The following is a 16332-nucleotide window of genomic DNA, read 5'->3' on the forward strand; positions in this document are numbered from 1 at the left end:
TGACAGCAACCCCGACAAAATTGGTGCCCTTTGCGGGAATCGGACCCGCGACCTCCCCCTTACCAAGGGGGTGCTCTACCACTGAGCCAAAAGGGCTTTTATCTAACCAAAACGCATGCCAACCATGAACCGGGCCTCTGGAGCGGGAGACGGGAATCGAACCCGCGTCATCAGCTTGGAAGGCTGGGGTTCTACCATTGAACTACTCCCGCATTCGGGGGCACTGCAAGGCACCCAAAGCGCTAGATCCAATCGCTCTTAGAAACCAAATTCATCGCTGGTGGAGAGGGCTGGATTCGAACCAGCGTACTCGTAAGAGGGCAGATTTACAGTCTGCTGCCATTAACCACTCGGCCACCTCTCCGGCGAACCTCGAAATATAGCACGATTTTGTGACTACACAGAAACCCCAGCGACAACTTGAAGCGAGGACCTCTGCCGAGGTGTGAACCCATCGATTATCAACCAGTTTTGACCTCTCCCGACGCCTGCGCCTCACGCCATGCACGGGCTTCGCTGAAATGTCCGCAGCCGATGAAGGGCACGGGCGGCCGCAGTGCGGACAGCGGCGAGGGATGGTTCGACATCAGCACCTTATGGCGCGCAACGTCGATCAACGCCCGCTTACTCTGGGCGTGCGCGCCCCAGAGCATGAAAACAACAGGTCGTTCGCCCTGCGCCACATGGCGGATCACGGCGTCGGTCAGCACTTCCCAGCCGCGGCCCGCATGGCTGGCCGGCTGCGCCTCCTCGACGGTGAGGCAGGTGTTGAGCAGCAGCACGCCGTGGGTCGCCCACTTCACCAGGCTGCCGCCCGGGTTCGGAAAGGGCGGCGGCGGCGTGCCCAGGTCGCGCTGCAGCTCCTTGAAGATGTTGCGCAGCGAGGGCGGCAGGGGCACACCCGGCGCCACCGAGAAGGACAGCCCTTCGGCCTGCCCGCGCCCGTGGTACGGGTCCTGTCCCAGGATCACCACCCGCACGTCCTCGGGCGGCGTGAGTTCCAGCGCCCGCAGCGGCTGCGGCGGGAAGATCACCGCGCCAGCGTCGAGCCGTTCGCGCAGGAAGCCCTGCAGCTTCTGCCCCGCGGCGCCGGTGAAGAACGCGTCGACCAGCGGCTGCCAGCCCGGCGCCACGGGCCATTCGGCGGGATCGCTGCTCGTCAGCTGATCCGGCCGGCTCATTGGAACAACGTCGCCAGGGCTTCGCCGGGTTCGTCGGCGCGCATGAAGGCCTCGCCGACCAGGAAGGCCTGCACGCCCGCGGCGCGCAGCTGCGTGACATCGTCGCGCGTCGTGATGCCCGATTCGGTGACCAGGATGCGCTCGGCCGGCACCTTCGCGCGCAGCGACAGCGTGGTCTGGATCGACACCTCGAAGCTGCGCAGGTTGCGGTTGTTGATGCCGATCAGCGGCGTCTTGAGCTGCAGCGCGCGATCGAGCTCGGCCGCATCGTGCACCTCCACCAGCACCGCCATGCCCAGGCCCAGTGCGATGGCCTCGAAGTCGCGCATCTGCGCATCGTCGAGGCAGGCCGCGATCAGCAGCACCGCATCGGCGCCCATCGCGCGCGATTCGTAGAGCTGATACGGATCGACCATGAAGTCCTTGCGCAGCACCGGCAGGTCGCACGAGGCGCGGGCCTGCTTGAGGAAGTCGACGCTGCCCTGGAAGAACTGGCGGTCGGTCAGCACCGACAGGCAGGCCGCGCTCACGGTGCCGTCGCCCTCGGCATAGCTCTGCGCGATATCGGCCGGGATGAACTCGGCACGCAGCACGCCCTTGCTGGGGCTGGCCTTCTTGACCTCGGCGATCACCGCGGCCTGGCCGGCGGCGATCTTGCGGCGCAGCGCGCCCACGAAGTCGCGCGTGAGCACGCGGCTCTCGGCGTCGAAGCGCACGGCCTCCAGCGGGCTGCGCTTCTTCGCGGCAGCGATCTCTTCGTGCTTGACGGCCACGATCTTGTTCAGGATGTCGGACATGGTTTCTTTCCTCTGTGCGCTGGGGTCTTTGTCAGACGGCCTGCGTGGCGGTGACGAGTTGGGTCAGCTTGGCCTTGGCGGCGCCGCTCGTGATGGCGGTGCGCGCCTTCTCCACGCCGGCCGCGATCGAATCGACCACGTTGGCAGCGTACAGCGCCGCACCGGCGTTGAGCAGCACGATGTCGCGCGCCGCTCCCGGCTCGCCATCGAGCACGCCGCGCAGCATCGCCATCGATTGCTCGGGCGTCTCCACGCGCAGTGCACGGTTGCTGGACATCTGGAAGCCGAAGTCCTCGGGATGCAGTTCGAACTCGCGGATCTCGCCATTCCGGAGTTCGCCCACCATGGTGGCCGCGCCCAGCGATATCTCGTCCATGCCGTCGCGGCCGTAGACCACCAGCGCATGTTCGGCGCCCAGGCGCTGCAGCGCACGCACCTGGATGCCCACCAGGTCGGCATGGAACACGCCCATCAGGATGTTGGGTGCGCCGGCCGGATTGGTCAGCGGGCCCAGGATGTTGAAGATGGTCTTGATGCCCAGCTCCTTGCGCACCGGTGCCACGTTCTTCATGGCCGGATGGTGGTTGGGCGCGAACATGAAGCCGATGCCCACATCCGCGATGCACTTCGCGATCTGCTCGGGCTTCAGGTTGATGTTGACGCCCAGCGCCTCCAGCACGTCGGCGCTGCCCGACTTGCTGCTCACGCTGCGCCCGCCGTGCTTGCTCACCTTGGCGCCGGCCGCGGCCGCGACGAACATCGAGCAGGTCGAGATGTTGAAGGTGTGCGAGCCGTCGCCGCCCGTGCCCACGATGTCGACCAGGTGCGTGGTGTCGGCCACCGGCACCTTGGTCGAGACCTCGCGCATCACCTGCGCGGCGGCGGTGATCTCGCCGATGGTTTCCTTCTTCACGCGCAGGCCGGTGATCAGCGCGGCCATCATCACGGGCGAGCACTCGCCGCTCATGATGAGGCGCACGATGTGCAGCATCTCGTCGTGGAAGACTTCGCGGTGCTCGATGGTGCGCTGCAGCGCTTCCTGGGGGGTGATCATGAGAGAGGTCTCCTCGAGAGGGAATCAGCGGCCGACGTGCACAGCGGGCGCATCGGTGAACGCAAGCTTGAGGCCGAAGCCGATGAACAGCACGCCGGCGACGCGGTCGAGCCAGTGCAAGCCCTTCTGCACCGCGCCGCGGCGCGCCATCCAGCCGGCGGCCAGCGCCCAGCCGACGTTGACGGGAATGGCATTGAGATTGAACAGCACGCCCAGCAGCACGAAGTACAGGGCCTTGTGGTCTGCGCCCGGGGCGATGAACTGCGGCACGAAGGCCAGGAAGAACAGCGCCACCTTGGGGTTGAGCACGTTGGTCCAGAAGCCGCCGAGGAAGATCGCCTTGAGGCTGCGCTCGCCGCCCACGGCCACCGCCGCCTCGACCAGGTCCGCGGGCGGCCTGGCACGCGACAGCACCATGCGCACGCCCAGGTACAGCAGGTAGGCCGCGCCGATGACCTTGAGCACCGTGAAGGCGGCCGCCGAGGTCGCCATCAGCGTGCCGACGCCGACCGCCGCCGCGAAGATATGGACGAAGCACCCGGCCGTGATGCCCAGGCCGGCCACGATGCCCGCGCGCACGCCGGTGCGCAGCGAATTCGACACGATGTACAGCACGTCGGGCCCGGGCGTGAGGTTCAGCAGCCAGCCGGCGGCAATGAAGGCGAGCAGATGGGGAAGATCGGGCATCGCGCTTTCCCTGGGCTCAGGCGTTGAGGAATCCGCGGATCGCGGCCACGGCCCGATCGACGCCTGCGGCATCGACGTCGAGGTGCGTCACGAAGCGCAGCCGGTAGAGGCCGGTCGCGAGGATGCCCTGGCCGTTGAGGCTCGCAAGCAGCTCCGACGAGCGCGCCTGGGCGGCGCCCGTGAGGTCGACGAACACGATGTTGGTGTGCGGTGCCTCGACCGTCAGGCCCTCGATGCCTTCGAGTCCTTGCGCCAGGCGCCGGGCCAGTGCGTGGTCGTCGGCCAGGCGGTCGATGTGGTGGTCGAGCGCGTGCGAAGCCGCCGCCGCCAGCAGCCCGGCCTGGCGCATGCCGCCGCCCGCCATCTTGCGGATGCGGTGCGCCCGCGCAATGAACTCGCGCGAACCCAGCAGCGCCGAGCCGACGGGCGCGCCCAGGCCCTTGCTGAAGCACACCGACACGCTGTCGAAGCACTGTGCGATGCGGCGTGCTTCGGCGCGGATGTCGGTGCTGTCGTTCAACGCCGCCTGTGCGGTCGCGGCATTGAAGAGCCGCGCACCATCGAGGTGGCGCTGCAGCCCCTTGCGCCTGGCCAGATCCGTCGCGGCCTGCAGGTAGTCGAAGGGCAGCAGCTTGCCGCCCAGCGTGTTCTCCAGCGCCAGCAGCTTCGTGCGCGCGAAGTGCGCGTCGTCGGGCTTGATGGCTGCCTCGATCTGCGCGAGCGGCAGCGTGCCGTCGGGCGCATGGTCGAGTGGCTGTGGCTGCACGCTGCCGAACACGGCCGCACCACCGCCTTCCCAACGGTAGCAATGTGCCTGCTGGCCGACGATGTACTCGTCGCCCCGGCCGCAATGCGACAGGAGCGCGCACAGGTTGCTCTGCGTGCCGGTCGGCACGAACAGCGCGGCCTCGAAGCCCAGCAGCGCCGCGATCTTTTCCTGCAGCGCGTTGACGCTCGGGTCGGTGCCGAAGACGTCGTCGCCCAGGGGCGCGGCCATCATGGCCTCGCGCATCGCGGGCGTGGGCTGCGTGACGGTGTCGCTGCGCAGATCGACGATGGAGGTGCGGTCGGTCATGGTCGGTCAGTCCAGGAAGTTCTTGAGCATGGCGTGGCCGTGCTCGGTGAGGATCGATTCGGGATGGAACTGCACGCCTTCGATGCGCACGTCGTGCGCGAAGCCGGTGTGCCGCACGCCCATGATCTCGCCGTCGTCGGTCCAGGCCGTGACGGCCAGCGCCGCAGGGCAGCTCGCGCGCTCGATCGACAGCGAGTGGTAGCGGTTGACGGTGAAGCGCTCAGGCAACCCCGCGAACACGCCCTCTTGCGTGGTCGTGATCTCGCTGGTCTTGCCGTGCATCAGTTGCTGGGCCCGCACGATCTGGCCGCCGAAGGCCGCGCCGATGGCCTGGTGGCCCAGGCACACGCCGAGGATCGGCAGCTGGCCCGCGAAGGCCTGGATGGCCGCCACCGACACGCCGGCTTCGGCCGGAGAACACGGTCCCGGCGAAATCACCAGCCGCGCCACACCGCCCGCGATGCGCTGGGCGATCTGCGCCACGTCGATCTCGTCGTTGCGCACCACCTCCACTTCCGCCCCCAGCTCGCCGAAGTACTGGACGATGTTGTAGGTGAAGGAGTCGTAGTTGTCGATCATCAGCAGTTTCATGGCTTGCTCACAATCCGGTGCACGCCCTTCACCACGGGAAAGACGTTGAAGTTGATCAGCAGGCCCAGCTTGAGGCCCGACAGCCGCAGCGCGGCCAGCACCTGCGCGCGGTGCAGGTCGGTCAGCACGTCGACCGCCTTGAGCTCGACGATGACCGACTGCTCGATGATGAAGCCCGCGCGGTACACCTCGCCCAGCGAACGGCCCTTGTAGCTGGCCGAGAGCGCGACGTCGCGCGTGAAGCCGATCTCGCGTTCGGCCAGCTCGATGGCCAGCGCGGCCGCATAGGCGGCCTCGTCGAGGCCCGTGCCGAGCACGCGCTGCACTTCGACCGCCGCGCCGATGATCTCGTGCGAAAAGTCGTTCTGAATATCGGGTGCGGAGCTCATTCCAGGCCTTCCTCGACCAGTTCGGCCGCCCGCAGGAGTGCGCGCGCCTTGGCCTCTGTTTCTTTCCATTCCAGCTCGGGCACCGAGTCCGCCACCACACCGGCCGCGGCCTGCACGTGCAGCATCTGGTCCTTCACGATGCCGGTGCGGATCGCGATGGCCACGTCCATGTCGCCCGCGTAGCTGATGTAGCCGCAGGCGCCGCCGTAGAGGCCGCGCTTGGTGGGCTCGAGCTGGTCGATGAGTTCCATCGCATGCACCTTGGGCGCGCCGGTCAGCGTGCCGGCCGGGAACGTGGCCTTGAGCACGTCGATGGCGGTCATGCCGTCCTTCAGCGTGCCTTCGACGTTGCTCACGATGTGCATCACGTGGCTGTAGCGCTCGACCGCGAAGGCCTCGGTGACCTTCACGGTGCCGGTCTTGGCGATGCGGCCGATGTCGTTGCGCGCGAGGTCGATCAGCATCACGTGCTCGGCGCGCTCCTTCGGGTCGTTGATCAGTTCCACCTCGGCCGCCTTGTCGAGCTCAATCGAGGCGCCGCGCGGGCGGGTGCCGGCCAGCGGGCGGATGGTGATCTTCTGCTCGCCGTCGTCGGTGTTCTCCTGGCGCACCAGGATCTCGGGCGAGGCGCCCACCACATGGAAATCGCCCAGGTGGTAGTAGTACATGTAGGGCGAGGGGTTCAGCGAACGCAGCGCGCGGTACAGCGACAGCGGCGACTCGGTGTAGCGCTTGCTGATGCGCTGGCCGACCTGCACCTGCATGAAGTCGCCGGCGGCGATCATCTCCTTGGCGCGCTCGACGGCCGCGATGTAGTCGGCCTTGGCGAAGCTGCGCTCGGCCGGATGCGCCTGCGTGGGTTTCACGACCGGCGCGCTGACCGAGTACTTGAGCTTTTCCTTGAGTTCGCGCAGGCGGCGCTTGGCATTCGCATAGGCCTCGGGCTGCTTCGGGTCGGCATAGACGATCAGGTACAGCTTGCCCGACAGGCTGTCGATGACCGCCAGCTCCTCGCACTGCAGCAGCAGGATGTCGGGGCAGCCCAGCGTGTCGGGCGGGCAGCTCTGCTCGAGCTTGCGCTCGATGTGGCGCACGGTGTCGTAGCCGAAGTAGCCGGCGAGGCCGCCGCAGAAGCGCGGCAGGCCGGGCCGCAGCGCGACCTTGAAACGCTTCTGGTACGCAGCGATGAAATCGAGCGGATTGCCTGTGGCCGTCTCCACCACCTGGCCGTTGGTCAGGACCTCGGTCTTCGCCTCGGCGCCGAAACCGGTGGCACGCAGCAGGGTCCTGGCGGGCAGGCCGATGAAGCTGTAGCGCCCGAAGCGCTCGCCACCCACCACGGATTCGAGCAGGAAGCTGTGCTTGCCGCCGCCCTCCGAATGGGCCAGCTTGAGGTACAGCGACAGCGGCGTCTCGAGGTCGGCGAAGGCCTCGGCCATCAGCGGAATGCGGTTGTAGCCCTGAGCGCTGAGGCTCTTGAATTCAAGTTCGGTGATCACGGATTCGTTCTCCAATGGCCTGCCGACGCGTCTTCGGCCGGAGGCAAGGTCATTCACAGGGGGGTCCGGCGTCGTCGAGTATGTGTCGAGCCGGAACCGCGGGCGCACGGCGTGCGCCGTGCCATCAAACAGTCAGCGATGGATGGCGACGCCAGGGCCAGGCTCCCCGGCTGCCTTCACCTGTTTGATGGATGTGATGAACGAACATGTGGCCGGGAGTTTAGCCCACGAAAACGGCCCAAGGTGCAAGCGGGGGCTTCAGGGTTCCCCCGGAGCGCGCCCGGAAGGCGAAACGATAGATTCGCACGACCGTTCGCAAAAGACCCAGGAGGTGCCTTCATGCCCCGTGTTCCGCTCCCCGCCCTGTGCTGCCGGCTCGCGCTGACGGCCTGCCTGGGCCTGGCCGCGCTTGGCGCCTCGGCGGCGCCCGTCGACGTGGCCGGCGTCAGGCTCGAAGACCGCTTGGCGCTGGCCGGCAGCCCGCTGCAGCTCAATGGCGCGGGCGTGCGCTACAAGGCCGTGTTCAAGGTCTACACGGCCGGCCTGTACCTGGGGCAGAAGGCATCGACCGCCGAAGAGGTGCTGGCCGCGGCGGGACCCAAGCGCGTGGCCATCACCATGCTGCGCGACATCGACGCCAACGAACTGGGCAAGCTGTTCACCAAGGGCGTGGAAGAGAACTCGCCGCGCAGCGACATGGTCAACCTCATCCCCGGCCTGCTGCGCATGGGCCAGATGTTCGCCGACCAGAAGCAGCTCAAGGCCGGCGACACCTTCACCATCGACTGGCTGCCCGGCACCGGCACGCTGATCACGGTGCGCGGCGTGCCGCAGCCCGAACCGGTCAAGGAGCCGGCCTTCTACAACGCGCTGCTGCGCATCTGGCTGGGACCGAGCCCGGCCGACTGGAAGCTCAAGGACGCGCTGCTGGGCAAGCCGTAGCGCCGGCTCAGGCGGCCGCGAGCTCGGCCAGCGAATCGACGAAGCCGTCGGCGTCCACGCCGCGCACCGGCTCGCCATGGTTGTAGCCGTAGCTCACCAGCACCACCGGGCAGCCCGCGGCGCGCGCCGCGCGCGCATCGTTGCTCGAGTCGCCGACCATCAGCGTGCGCGCGGGCACGGTGCCCAGCGCCTCGCAGGTCTTGAGCAGCGGCAGCGGATCGGGCTTCTTGCGCGCGAAGGCATCGCCGCCGAACACCTGCTCGAAGAAGCCGTCGAGCCCCTTGGCCGCCAGCAGCGGCACGGCGAAGGCCTGGGGCTTGTTGGTCAGGCAGGCCAGCCGCAGGCCGCGCGCGCGCAGGGCCTGCAGGCCGTCGATCACACCCGCATAGAGCGCCGAGTGCTGGCCGTTGATCGCGATGTAGTGGTGCTGGTAGCGCGCGAAGGCGCGCTCGTAGAGCGCCGCGTCCGCGCCCACATGCGCCAGCACCGACTGCACGAGGTGCTCGGACCCCTTGCCGACCCTCTTTTCGACGGCCTGCGCGTGGACGGCCGGCTGGCCGAGGTCGGCCAGCATCGCGTTGAGCGCGGCTACGAAATCGCCGAGGGTGTCGACCATCGTGCCGTCGAGGTCGACGATGGCGGCATCGAAATCCGAGAGGTTCAGGCGTGGAGCATTCAAAGCGGGCCGATCGAGTTCAGGACGTGAAGCGGCGCAACGCCACAGACGTTGCGCGTGGAGCCCGCATTCTCGATCAGCCGGCCGTCGGCTCAGAACGTGTGAAGGAACCGTCGCGAGCGCCCCGAGCCTGCATCGAGGACCGGAGCCGCACTCCCGTGCGCTGAGGACCGCGGGTGCGGGATCGGGGTGCGCAGCAGGTTCATTCACACGTTCTCAGTCCCGCATGCCGCACAAGGCCTGCAGCACCGCGGTCCGGGCCTGCCCCAGCACCATGCCGCGCCAGTCGTCGGCATCGCCGTAGAAGGCCTCGCGCATGGCGGCCTTGACGGCGGCCGCCTGTTCGGCCGACGCATCGCCCTTGCGGCGGTTCAGCCAGTGGTCGCCGCGCACCGCATCGAGCACCGGCAGCACGGGCACCGTGCCGTACTCCAGCGCCACGCTGGCCTGTTCGGCCCCGGGGCAGGCTTGCGCCAGCAGCAGGCTGATCGGTCCGCTGACCGGCGCGGACTTCGAGGTGGTCTCGCTGAGCGAGAACACGTCGGCGCCCCAGCAGCGGCGCGCGAAGGGCAGCTCGGTGACGGCGCCGGTGTGGATCTTCTCGGCATGGCCGCGCGGCCCCAGGCCGGTGTGGATGTCGAGCCAGACCACGCTGCGCTTGCCGCGGCCGTGCGTCTCCAGGATCTGCTGCAGCGTGCGCAGGCTCCAGGCCCGTTCGGCGCCGCCATAGAACAGGCCTTCGGGATGGTCGTACTGGCCCAGCGTGACCGCGAACTGGTAGGCCTGCTCGCCGCGCGCCTGGATGAAGTCGGCCAGCGCCTGGCGGTTGGCCGCGGTGGGTGGCCACTCGGCGGGCAGCAGCAGGTCGTGCAGCTCGGCATAGCCCGGATTGGCCGGACGCGGGCGCGCGAAGTCGACGCAGTTGCGGTTGAGGTCGATGTTGTCCTCGTTGACGCGCCGCAGGTGCGAGAAACCGTAGGGGTTGACCGCATGCACCAGCAGCAGCGCGATGCCCTCGGCCGCGAGCCGGCCGTGCAGTTCGGTGTCGTGCAGCAGCGCGACCTGGCTGCCCGAGCCGCAGAAGCCTTCGGGGCCGTGCGTGCCGGAAGTCATCACGATCAGGCGCGTGGCATCGGCCGGTCCGAGCAGCGCGGCGTCCATCGACAGCACTTCGCCCTGCGCGCCCCGATGGCCTTCGAGCACATGGGTCTGGAGTTCGGCGCCGGCGGTGCGCACGCCCGCGCGAAATTTGGCGCGCGCGTCGTCGTAGGTGCTGCCGAAGCATTCGGTGGTGGTGGGCATGGGATCTTTCCTTTGTCGTTTTCAGGGAGAGGGTTGGTCGTCGATGCCAACGCCGGTGCGGTCGGGCATGAACAGCAGCGGCCAGGTCGACAGCAGCAGCGAGGCGATCACGTACCAGGCCGGCGCCAGCTTGCTGCCGGTGACGCCGATCAGCCACACGGCGATCAGCTGCGCGAAGCCGCCGAACAGGGCCACGCCGATGCTGTAGGTGACCGACATGCCGGTGGCGCGCACGGCGTTGGGGATCATCTCGGGGATCATGGTGATGGTGGGCACCGCATGCAGTGTGAGCAGCACGCTCAGGAAGCCCACGATGCCCAGCAGGTTCGCCACGCTGGGCGCGGCGTTGAGCCACATGAAGCAGGGATAGATCGCGAGCAGCGAGGCGATCCGGCCGGTCAGCACCAGCGGCTTGCGCCCGTAGCGGTCGGCCAGCTTGCCGACGAAGGGCGCGACCACGAAGGTGATGCCCGCCGAGAGCACGCTCGCCAGCAGCGCCGCATCCGCCGGCAGGCCCAGCTCGCGGATCGCGTAGGTGGGCATGTACAGCAGGATGATGTACGAGGACACGGTGCCGCCCATGATCAGCAGGATGCCCAGCAGCGTCTTCCACTTGTAGGAGCGCAGCAGCACGCGCAGCGGGTTCGGCAGCTCGGCGCGCACCGCCGTGCGCGATGCCGCACCGGTGCTCGCCTCCTTCACCTGCAGCGTCTCGTGGAGCTGCTTGCGGATGTACATGCCCACGGGCGCGATCAACACGCCCAGCGCGAAGGGCACGCGCCAGCCCCAGCTCTCGAGCGCGGCCGGCGACAGCCAGTGCGACAGCGCCGCCGCGACGCCCGCGCCGACCATGATGCCCAGGCCCTGGCTGGCGAACTGCCAGCTCGCGAAATAGCCGCGGTTGCGGTTCGTGCTGCTCTCGACCAGCATGGTGACGGACACGCCGACCTCGCCGCCCGCGGAGAAGCCCTGCAGCAGCCGCGCGATCACGATCAGCACGGGCGCCGCGATGCCGATCTGCGCATAGGTCGGCGCCACCGCGATCAGCGCGCAGCCCAGCGCCATCAGCATGATGGTCAGCACCATCGCGGCCTTGCGGCCCCGGCGGTCGGCGTACTGGCCGATCACGATGCCGCCCAGCGGGCGCGAGACGAAGCCCACGCCGAAGGTCGCCACGGACAGCAGCAGCTGGCCTTGCGCGGTGGCCATCGGGAAGAAGAGCTTGCCGATCAGGATCGCGAAGAAGCTGTAGACCGTGAAGTCGAAGAACTCGAGCGCGTTGCCGATGGTCGTGGCGACCAGCACCTTGCGGCGGCTTGGCGGGGCATGGGAGGTCGGCGCCCGGAGGGCGTCGTCGGCAGTGGTGGTGGTCATCGGTCTCCTCGCCGCAGCGAATGTTTTTGTCTGGCATGACGGCCTCTGGGGGCCGGGGCCAGAGCTTAGGCATATTGGCCGCAAAGAGAAAGACAACACAAAAGGGCTCGTGATAACCTGAAGATTGCACCCTCCCTCACCCGCAAACCTGCGCCGGCCCATGACCTTCAACCAGCTTCGCGCCTTCCTCGCGGTCGCCGAAACCCAGGCCCTGCGGGCCGCCGCGCGCCGCCTCAACGTGTCGCAGCCGGCGGTCTCCAAGGCGATGCGCGAACTCGAACGGCAACTCGACGTCTGCCTGTTCGAGCGCCATGCCAACGGCGTGGTGCTGACCGACTACGGCCACGCCTTCCGCCGCCGCGCCTCGCTGCTGATCGAGGAGATGCGGCGCACCCACGAAGAGATGGATGCGATCCGCCACGGCACCGAGCAAAGCCTGTCGATCGCGGTCAGCTCGGCCATCGCACTGTCGGTGCTGCCCGTGGCCTTCGAGGCCTTCCGCCAGGCCATGCCCCGTTCCCAGGTCCATTTCTCCGAGGGCGTGATGCCGATGGCGCTGGCACAGCTGCGCGACGGCAGCGTCGACTTCGTGGCGACCCACGTGCTGCCCGGCATGGTCAGCGAGGAGTTCGAGGTCACGCACCTGTTCTCCACGCCGGTGGCGGTGTGCGCGCGCAAGGGCCATCCGCTGGCACGGACCCGGCGGCTCAAGAAACTGGTCGATGCGCACTGGCTCGCGCCCGGCTACGCCGAGGAAAACGGCGACGTGCTGCGCCAGCTGTTCTCGCAGCACGGCCTGCCCGTGCCGGCCCAGGCGGTGCGCTGCCAGTCCTTCACCGTCGCGCTGGGCCTGCTCTCGCAGACCGACACGCTGTCGGTGCTGGCCGAACCCATGGTGCGCGGCACCCTGAACGCGCAGGGCATCGTCGCGCTGCCGCTGCAGGACCGGATGCCCGTGGTCGCGGGCATCGTCGTGACCCGCAAGGGCGCGGTGCTCAGCCGCAGTGCACAGTTGTTCGTGCAGTGCCTGCGCGACGCGGACGCGCAGCGCACGCACCCTCGGTAAGCCCGGGTCCACCAGCGTTGGCACGCTGGATACTCTTGCTTTCCAGGCAAGAGCCTTGTGCACATCAAGGTGTTTTTCCGCAAAGAAGAAAGCCCGACACTGCGCCCATCCCAGACGCTTGCGAGCCCTTCCATGACCTCGATCCCTGCCATGCCCCCCGCCCTCGCGGCCCTGATCGCCCACCGCAGCGAAGGCCCCAGCATCGGGCTCGAGCTGCCGCTGGACAACGACTGGTCGCCCAAGGGCGACACCGCCCGGCGCATCGCGGGCCGGCCCTTCGGCGTGCCCGACCTGGCGCACCACACGCGCCTCGTGAAGCTGGCCGACCGGCTGGGCTTTCGCGCCCTCTGGGCGCGCGACGTGCCGCTGTACGACCCGGCCTTCGGCGATGCTGCGCAGGTGTTCGAGGTGTTCAGCTACCTGGGCTACCTCGCGGGCGTGACCGAGCGCATCCTGCTGGGCACCGCGGCGGTCGTGCTGCCCCTGCGCGAGCCGGTGCTGACGCTGAAGTCGGCCGCCACGGTCGACCGGCTCAGCGCCGGACGCCTGCTGCTCGGCATCGCGAGCGGCGACCGGCCGGTGGAGTACCCGATCTTCGGGCGCGACTTCGCCACGCGCGGCGAACGCTTCCGCGCCCAGGTGGCGATGCTGCGCGACGGCGGTGCGGCGAGCCTGCCCGAGGGCATCGCGCTGCTGCCGCGCACGGCGCACCCCCTGCCGCTGCTGGTGGCAGGCCTCGCGCAGCAGACGCCCGACTGGATCGGCACCCACATGGACGGCTGCCTCGCCTACCCCGGCACGCCCGAGGACCATGCGCGGCGCTCGGCTCAATGGCGCGCGGTGGCCGGCGAGGGCAAGCCCTATGCGAGCTTCATCCACCTGGACCTGTCCGACGATGCGGATGCGCCGCTGGAGCGCTATGCCTTCGGCGGCCGCATGGGGCGCCACGCGCTGCTGCGCGAGCTGGGCGATCTCCATGCGGCCGGCGTGCAGCATGTGGGCCTGCACCTGCGGCGCAACCGCCGGCCGCTGGACGAGACGATGGAAGAGATCGCCGAGTTCGTGCTGCCGGCCTTCCATTTGAACCCGGTCGAATGACCGCTACGATCGGCGCATCCGTCGCGCGCAAGAGATTGAAATGAACGCAGAGCTCCCCTCCTCCCAGGCCGCGTGGCTGACGTCGCTGGCCCTGCAGGCCGATGCGGCCCCGTGCCCCGCCTGCGCCACGCTGCCCAGCCTCGGCTGGGAGGCCGTGCCTTCGAGCTTCGATCGCGACCGGCTGGAGGAAGTGGGCGCGCTCTACGCGAGCGATCCGATGGAGGCCACGCTGGCCGAATACCACCCGGGCCCGACGCGCTACTGGTCGGCCGACGCGCCCATCGCGCCGAAGTTCTTCCCGTACAACCGCTGCACGGTATGGCGCTGCCGGGACTGCCGCTCGGTGTTCCTGCGCTACGCCGAGCATGGCGGCTACTACGAGGAAGAGCGCATTCGCCGGGTGACGCCGGCGCTGGTGGTCGACGCCGCACTCGACGCTTCCTAGGCGCCGGGGCCGACCGGGCCCGATCACCGGGTTGCCGAAGGTCGCGAGACCGGCCCTACACCAGCGTCTGCGCCGCCAGCACCGCCTCGGTGCGGTTGCGCACGTTGAGCGCGCGGAAGATCGCCGCGAGATGGATCTTCACCGTGCCCTCGCTGATGCCCAGGCTGCGGCCGATCAGCTTGTTGGGCTTGCCCTGCGACAGCAGCTGCAGCACCTCGACCTGGCGGTCGGTCAGCACGTTGCGCAGCAGGTCCAGCGTCTGCTCGGAACTCCGGCCGCGCCCCGCGGCGGCGGCCGTCGCACCGGGCATGCCGGCCACCACGCCGGGCGGCACCGCCGACAGCATCATCGGCGGCACGTACACGCCGCCGGCGAGCACCAGCCGCACCGCGGAGATCATGACCTGCGGCGGATAGGCCTTGGGAATGAAGCCCCGCACGCCGCACTCGAGCGCGCTGCGCATCACGCTGGGATCCTCGGTGCCCGACAGCACGATCAGCGGCAAGGCGGGATGCCGGCGGCGCAGCTCGTCGATGTGCGACTGGCCCTGCGCGCCGGGCATGTGGAGATCGATCACGGCGAGGTCGATGTCGTCCGACACCACGGCCAGCAGTTCATCCACGCTCAAGGCCTGGACGAAAACGATGCCGGGCTCGATTTCCGACAGCTTCGACTTGACCGCCTCGATGACGAGCCAGTGATCGTCGGCGATCAGCATTTTCATGGCACAACCCCTGGCTCAAGGTAACTCTTGAAAACCAAAGATAACGTCGATTGCCACGCACCACAAGCCGGATCTATCCCGAACGGCATAGTCCCCAAGCGCTAAGGCAGGGCCTCGCCCCCACCCCGGACGGCGTCGCCGGGGCTCAGGGGCGCGGCGCGCGGGCCGAGCCGGCCACCATGTCGAAGCGGAACAGCCGGCATTCGATGGGTCCATTCCACATCGGCACGCGGCGCGATTCCTTCAGCCGCATGCGCTTGGGCAGCTGCAGGTCGGGCGTGAGCATCCAGGCAGTCCAGCCCGCGTAGTTCTTCTTCCAGTGGCTCGCCAACTGGCTGAAGAACTCGCCACCGTCCTCGGTGGCGGCCTGCTCGCGTGCCCCGATGCGGGCCACGCCACCGACCTCGATGCGCTCGCCGTAGGGCGGGTTCAGCACGATCACGCCACCCTGCGGTGCGCCTTCGGGCGGCATGCGCTGCAAGGCATCGCCGCCGCGGAACTGGATCGCCTCGGCCACGCCCGCACGTTCGGCATTGCGCTCGGCGAAGTCGACCATGCGGTGCGACACGTCGCTGCCGAAGATCGGCGGCGAGACGGTCGCGGGCTGGTCGGCGGCCTCGTTCTGGATCGATTCCCAGACGTGCGGCTGGAAGGGCAGCAGCTTCTCGAAGCCGAAGCGCCGCAGCGCGCCGGCCGGGATGCCCAGGCCGATCTGCGCCGCCTCGATGGCGATGGTGCCGCTGCCGCAGCAGGGGTCGTACAGCGGCGCGGCCGACACCGCGCCGGTTTCCGGGTTCCACCAGCCGCTGGCGGCCAGCATGGCCGCGGCCAGCGTCTCCTTGAGCGGCGCATCGCCCGTGTCCTGGCGCCAGCCGCGCTTGAACAGCGGCTCGCCCGAGGTGTCGATGTAGAGCGTGCAGCTGTCGGTGGTCAGGTGCGCGAACACGCGCACGTCGGGCCGCTGGGTCTCGATGCTGGGGCGCACGCCGTGCGCCTTGGCGCGGAAGCGATCGGCGATCGCGTCCTTGATGCGCAGCGTGGCGAAGTTCAGGCTGGTCAGCGGGCTGTGCTGGGCCGTGGTCTCGATCTTGAAGGTCTGCTGGGGCGTGAACCAGATCTCCCAGGCCACGCCGCTGGCGATGGCGTAGAGATCGTTCTCGCTGCGGTAGGGCGCGTGCGCGAGTTCGATCAGCACGCGCTGCGCGAGCCGGCTGTAGAGGTTGAGCTTCATGGCATCGCGCCACGAGCCGCGCACGAACACCCCGCCGCGCGAGGCCATCAGGTCGTCGCCCGCAAGGCCGGTCAGGCCGTGCACCTCCTGGGCAAGAAAGTCCTCGACGCCGGCGGCGCAAGGCAGGAAGAGTTGGAGCTGGTTCATGGGGTTCGGGCAGACGGAAGGAGGCCTGCCGATTGTCGCCGCTGGCGCGGCGCG

The 16332-nt window shown here is 68.7% G+C and carries 17 protein-coding genes and 3 tRNA genes; 4 read left to right on the top strand and 16 right to left on the bottom strand.

What is annotated here, in order from left to right; translation table 11 throughout:
* Positions 1-21 precede the first annotated feature (21 nt).
* From K0H49_RS09655 to trpE, 11 genes are all read right to left on the bottom strand, one after another.
* Positions 22-96 (bottom strand) — tRNA-Thr (locus tag K0H49_RS09655).
* A 42-nt stretch (positions 97-138) separates the two neighbouring features.
* A tRNA-Gly gene (locus K0H49_RS09660) sits at positions 139-212 on the bottom strand.
* 66 nt (positions 213-278) lie between these two features.
* Positions 279-364: transfer RNA gene (locus K0H49_RS09665), tRNA-Tyr, on the bottom strand.
* A gap of 97 nt (positions 365-461) precedes the next feature.
* On the bottom strand, positions 462-1181 hold the full coding sequence (locus tag K0H49_RS09670; RefSeq protein WP_219211530.1) for a uracil-DNA glycosylase: 720 nt from the start codon (positions 1179-1181) through the stop codon (positions 462-464).
* Positions 1178-1978 carry an indole-3-glycerol phosphate synthase TrpC gene (trpC, locus tag K0H49_RS09675; RefSeq protein WP_219211531.1) on the bottom strand — a complete coding sequence of 267 codons (801 nt, stop codon included), beginning with the start codon at positions 1976-1978 and terminating at the stop codon, positions 1178-1180. The genes K0H49_RS09670 and trpC overlap by 4 nt, the downstream gene beginning before the upstream one ends.
* A gap of 31 nt (positions 1979-2009) precedes the next feature.
* Positions 2010-3032 (bottom strand): anthranilate phosphoribosyltransferase, encoded by a 1023-nt coding sequence (trpD, locus tag K0H49_RS09680; RefSeq protein ID WP_219211532.1) that lies wholly within the window; start codon positions 3030-3032, stop codon positions 2010-2012.
* A gap of 24 nt (positions 3033-3056) precedes the next feature.
* Positions 3057-3719 (bottom strand): LysE family translocator, encoded by a 663-nt coding sequence (locus K0H49_RS09685; protein ID WP_219211534.1) that lies wholly within the window; start codon positions 3717-3719, stop codon positions 3057-3059.
* Positions 3720-3735: 16 nt separating this feature from the next.
* A complete protein-coding gene (gene ltaE, locus K0H49_RS09690) occupies positions 3736-4794 on the bottom strand; it encodes a low-specificity L-threonine aldolase (protein ID WP_219211540.1) in 1059 nt (352 codons plus the stop codon).
* Positions 4795-4800: 6 nt separating this feature from the next.
* Positions 4801-5385 (bottom strand): anthranilate synthase component II, encoded by a 585-nt coding sequence (locus K0H49_RS09695; RefSeq protein ID WP_219211541.1) that lies wholly within the window; start codon positions 5383-5385, stop codon positions 4801-4803.
* Entirely contained in the window at positions 5382-5774 is a 393-nt protein-coding gene (locus tag K0H49_RS09700; RefSeq protein ID WP_219211542.1) for a GxxExxY protein, read from the bottom strand. The genes K0H49_RS09695 and K0H49_RS09700 overlap by 4 nt, the downstream gene beginning before the upstream one ends.
* Entirely contained in the window at positions 5771-7273 is a 1503-nt protein-coding gene (gene trpE, locus K0H49_RS09705; RefSeq protein ID WP_219211549.1) for an anthranilate synthase component I, read from the bottom strand. The genes K0H49_RS09700 and trpE overlap by 4 nt, the downstream gene beginning before the upstream one ends.
* Before the next feature lie 339 nt (positions 7274-7612).
* Between trpE and K0H49_RS09710 the strand changes: the two genes are divergently transcribed.
* Positions 7613-8215, top strand: coding sequence for a chalcone isomerase family protein (locus tag K0H49_RS09710; protein ID WP_219211550.1), 603 nt, complete (start codon positions 7613-7615; stop codon positions 8213-8215).
* A gap of 7 nt (positions 8216-8222) precedes the next feature.
* On the opposite strand, the gene K0H49_RS09715 is transcribed toward K0H49_RS09710, so the two are convergent.
* The 3 genes from K0H49_RS09715 to K0H49_RS09725 form a co-directional block, all read right to left on the bottom strand.
* On the bottom strand, positions 8223-8894 hold the full coding sequence (locus K0H49_RS09715; RefSeq protein WP_219211553.1) for a phosphoglycolate phosphatase: 672 nt from the start codon (positions 8892-8894) through the stop codon (positions 8223-8225).
* Positions 8895-9107: 213 nt separating this feature from the next.
* The gene (locus K0H49_RS09720) at positions 9108-10193 is read right to left on the bottom strand and encodes a M14 family metallopeptidase (protein WP_219211555.1); all 1086 of its coding nucleotides are present in this window, start codon (positions 10191-10193) and stop codon (positions 9108-9110) included.
* A gap of 21 nt (positions 10194-10214) precedes the next feature.
* Complete coding sequence (locus K0H49_RS09725) at positions 10215-11567, bottom strand: MFS transporter (RefSeq protein WP_219211557.1); 1353 nt, start codon at positions 11565-11567, stop codon at positions 10215-10217.
* Between the two features lie 160 nt (positions 11568-11727).
* Here K0H49_RS09725 and K0H49_RS09730 point away from each other — a divergent pair, with 160 nt between their 5' ends.
* The 3 genes from K0H49_RS09730 (at position 11728) to K0H49_RS09740 (ending at position 14176) form a co-directional block, all read left to right on the top strand.
* The gene (locus tag K0H49_RS09730) at positions 11728-12633 is read left to right on the top strand and encodes a LysR substrate-binding domain-containing protein (RefSeq protein ID WP_219211559.1); all 906 of its coding nucleotides are present in this window, start codon (positions 11728-11730) and stop codon (positions 12631-12633) included.
* A 150-nt stretch (positions 12634-12783) separates the two neighbouring features.
* Positions 12784-13731 (top strand): TIGR03571 family LLM class oxidoreductase, encoded by a 948-nt coding sequence (locus K0H49_RS09735; RefSeq protein WP_219211562.1) that lies wholly within the window; start codon positions 12784-12786, stop codon positions 13729-13731.
* Positions 13732-13771: 40 nt separating this feature from the next.
* Positions 13772-14176: a hypothetical protein gene (locus K0H49_RS09740; RefSeq protein ID WP_219211564.1), complete on the top strand. Its 405-nt coding sequence runs from the start codon at positions 13772-13774 to the stop codon at positions 14174-14176.
* Between the two features lie 55 nt (positions 14177-14231).
* On the opposite strand, the gene K0H49_RS09745 is transcribed toward K0H49_RS09740, so the two are convergent.
* Entirely contained in the window at positions 14232-14900 is a 669-nt protein-coding gene (locus tag K0H49_RS09745) for a LuxR C-terminal-related transcriptional regulator (protein ID WP_219211566.1), read from the bottom strand.
* A gap of 145 nt (positions 14901-15045) precedes the next feature.
* A complete protein-coding gene (locus K0H49_RS09750) occupies positions 15046-16278 on the bottom strand; it encodes a THUMP domain-containing class I SAM-dependent RNA methyltransferase (RefSeq protein WP_219211568.1) in 1233 nt (410 codons plus the stop codon).
* Positions 16279-16332 lie beyond the last annotated feature (54 nt).

Source organism: Variovorax boronicumulans (genome assembly GCF_019352895.1).
Taxonomy (GTDB): Bacteria; Pseudomonadota; Gammaproteobacteria; order Burkholderiales; family Burkholderiaceae_C; genus Variovorax; species Variovorax boronicumulans_A.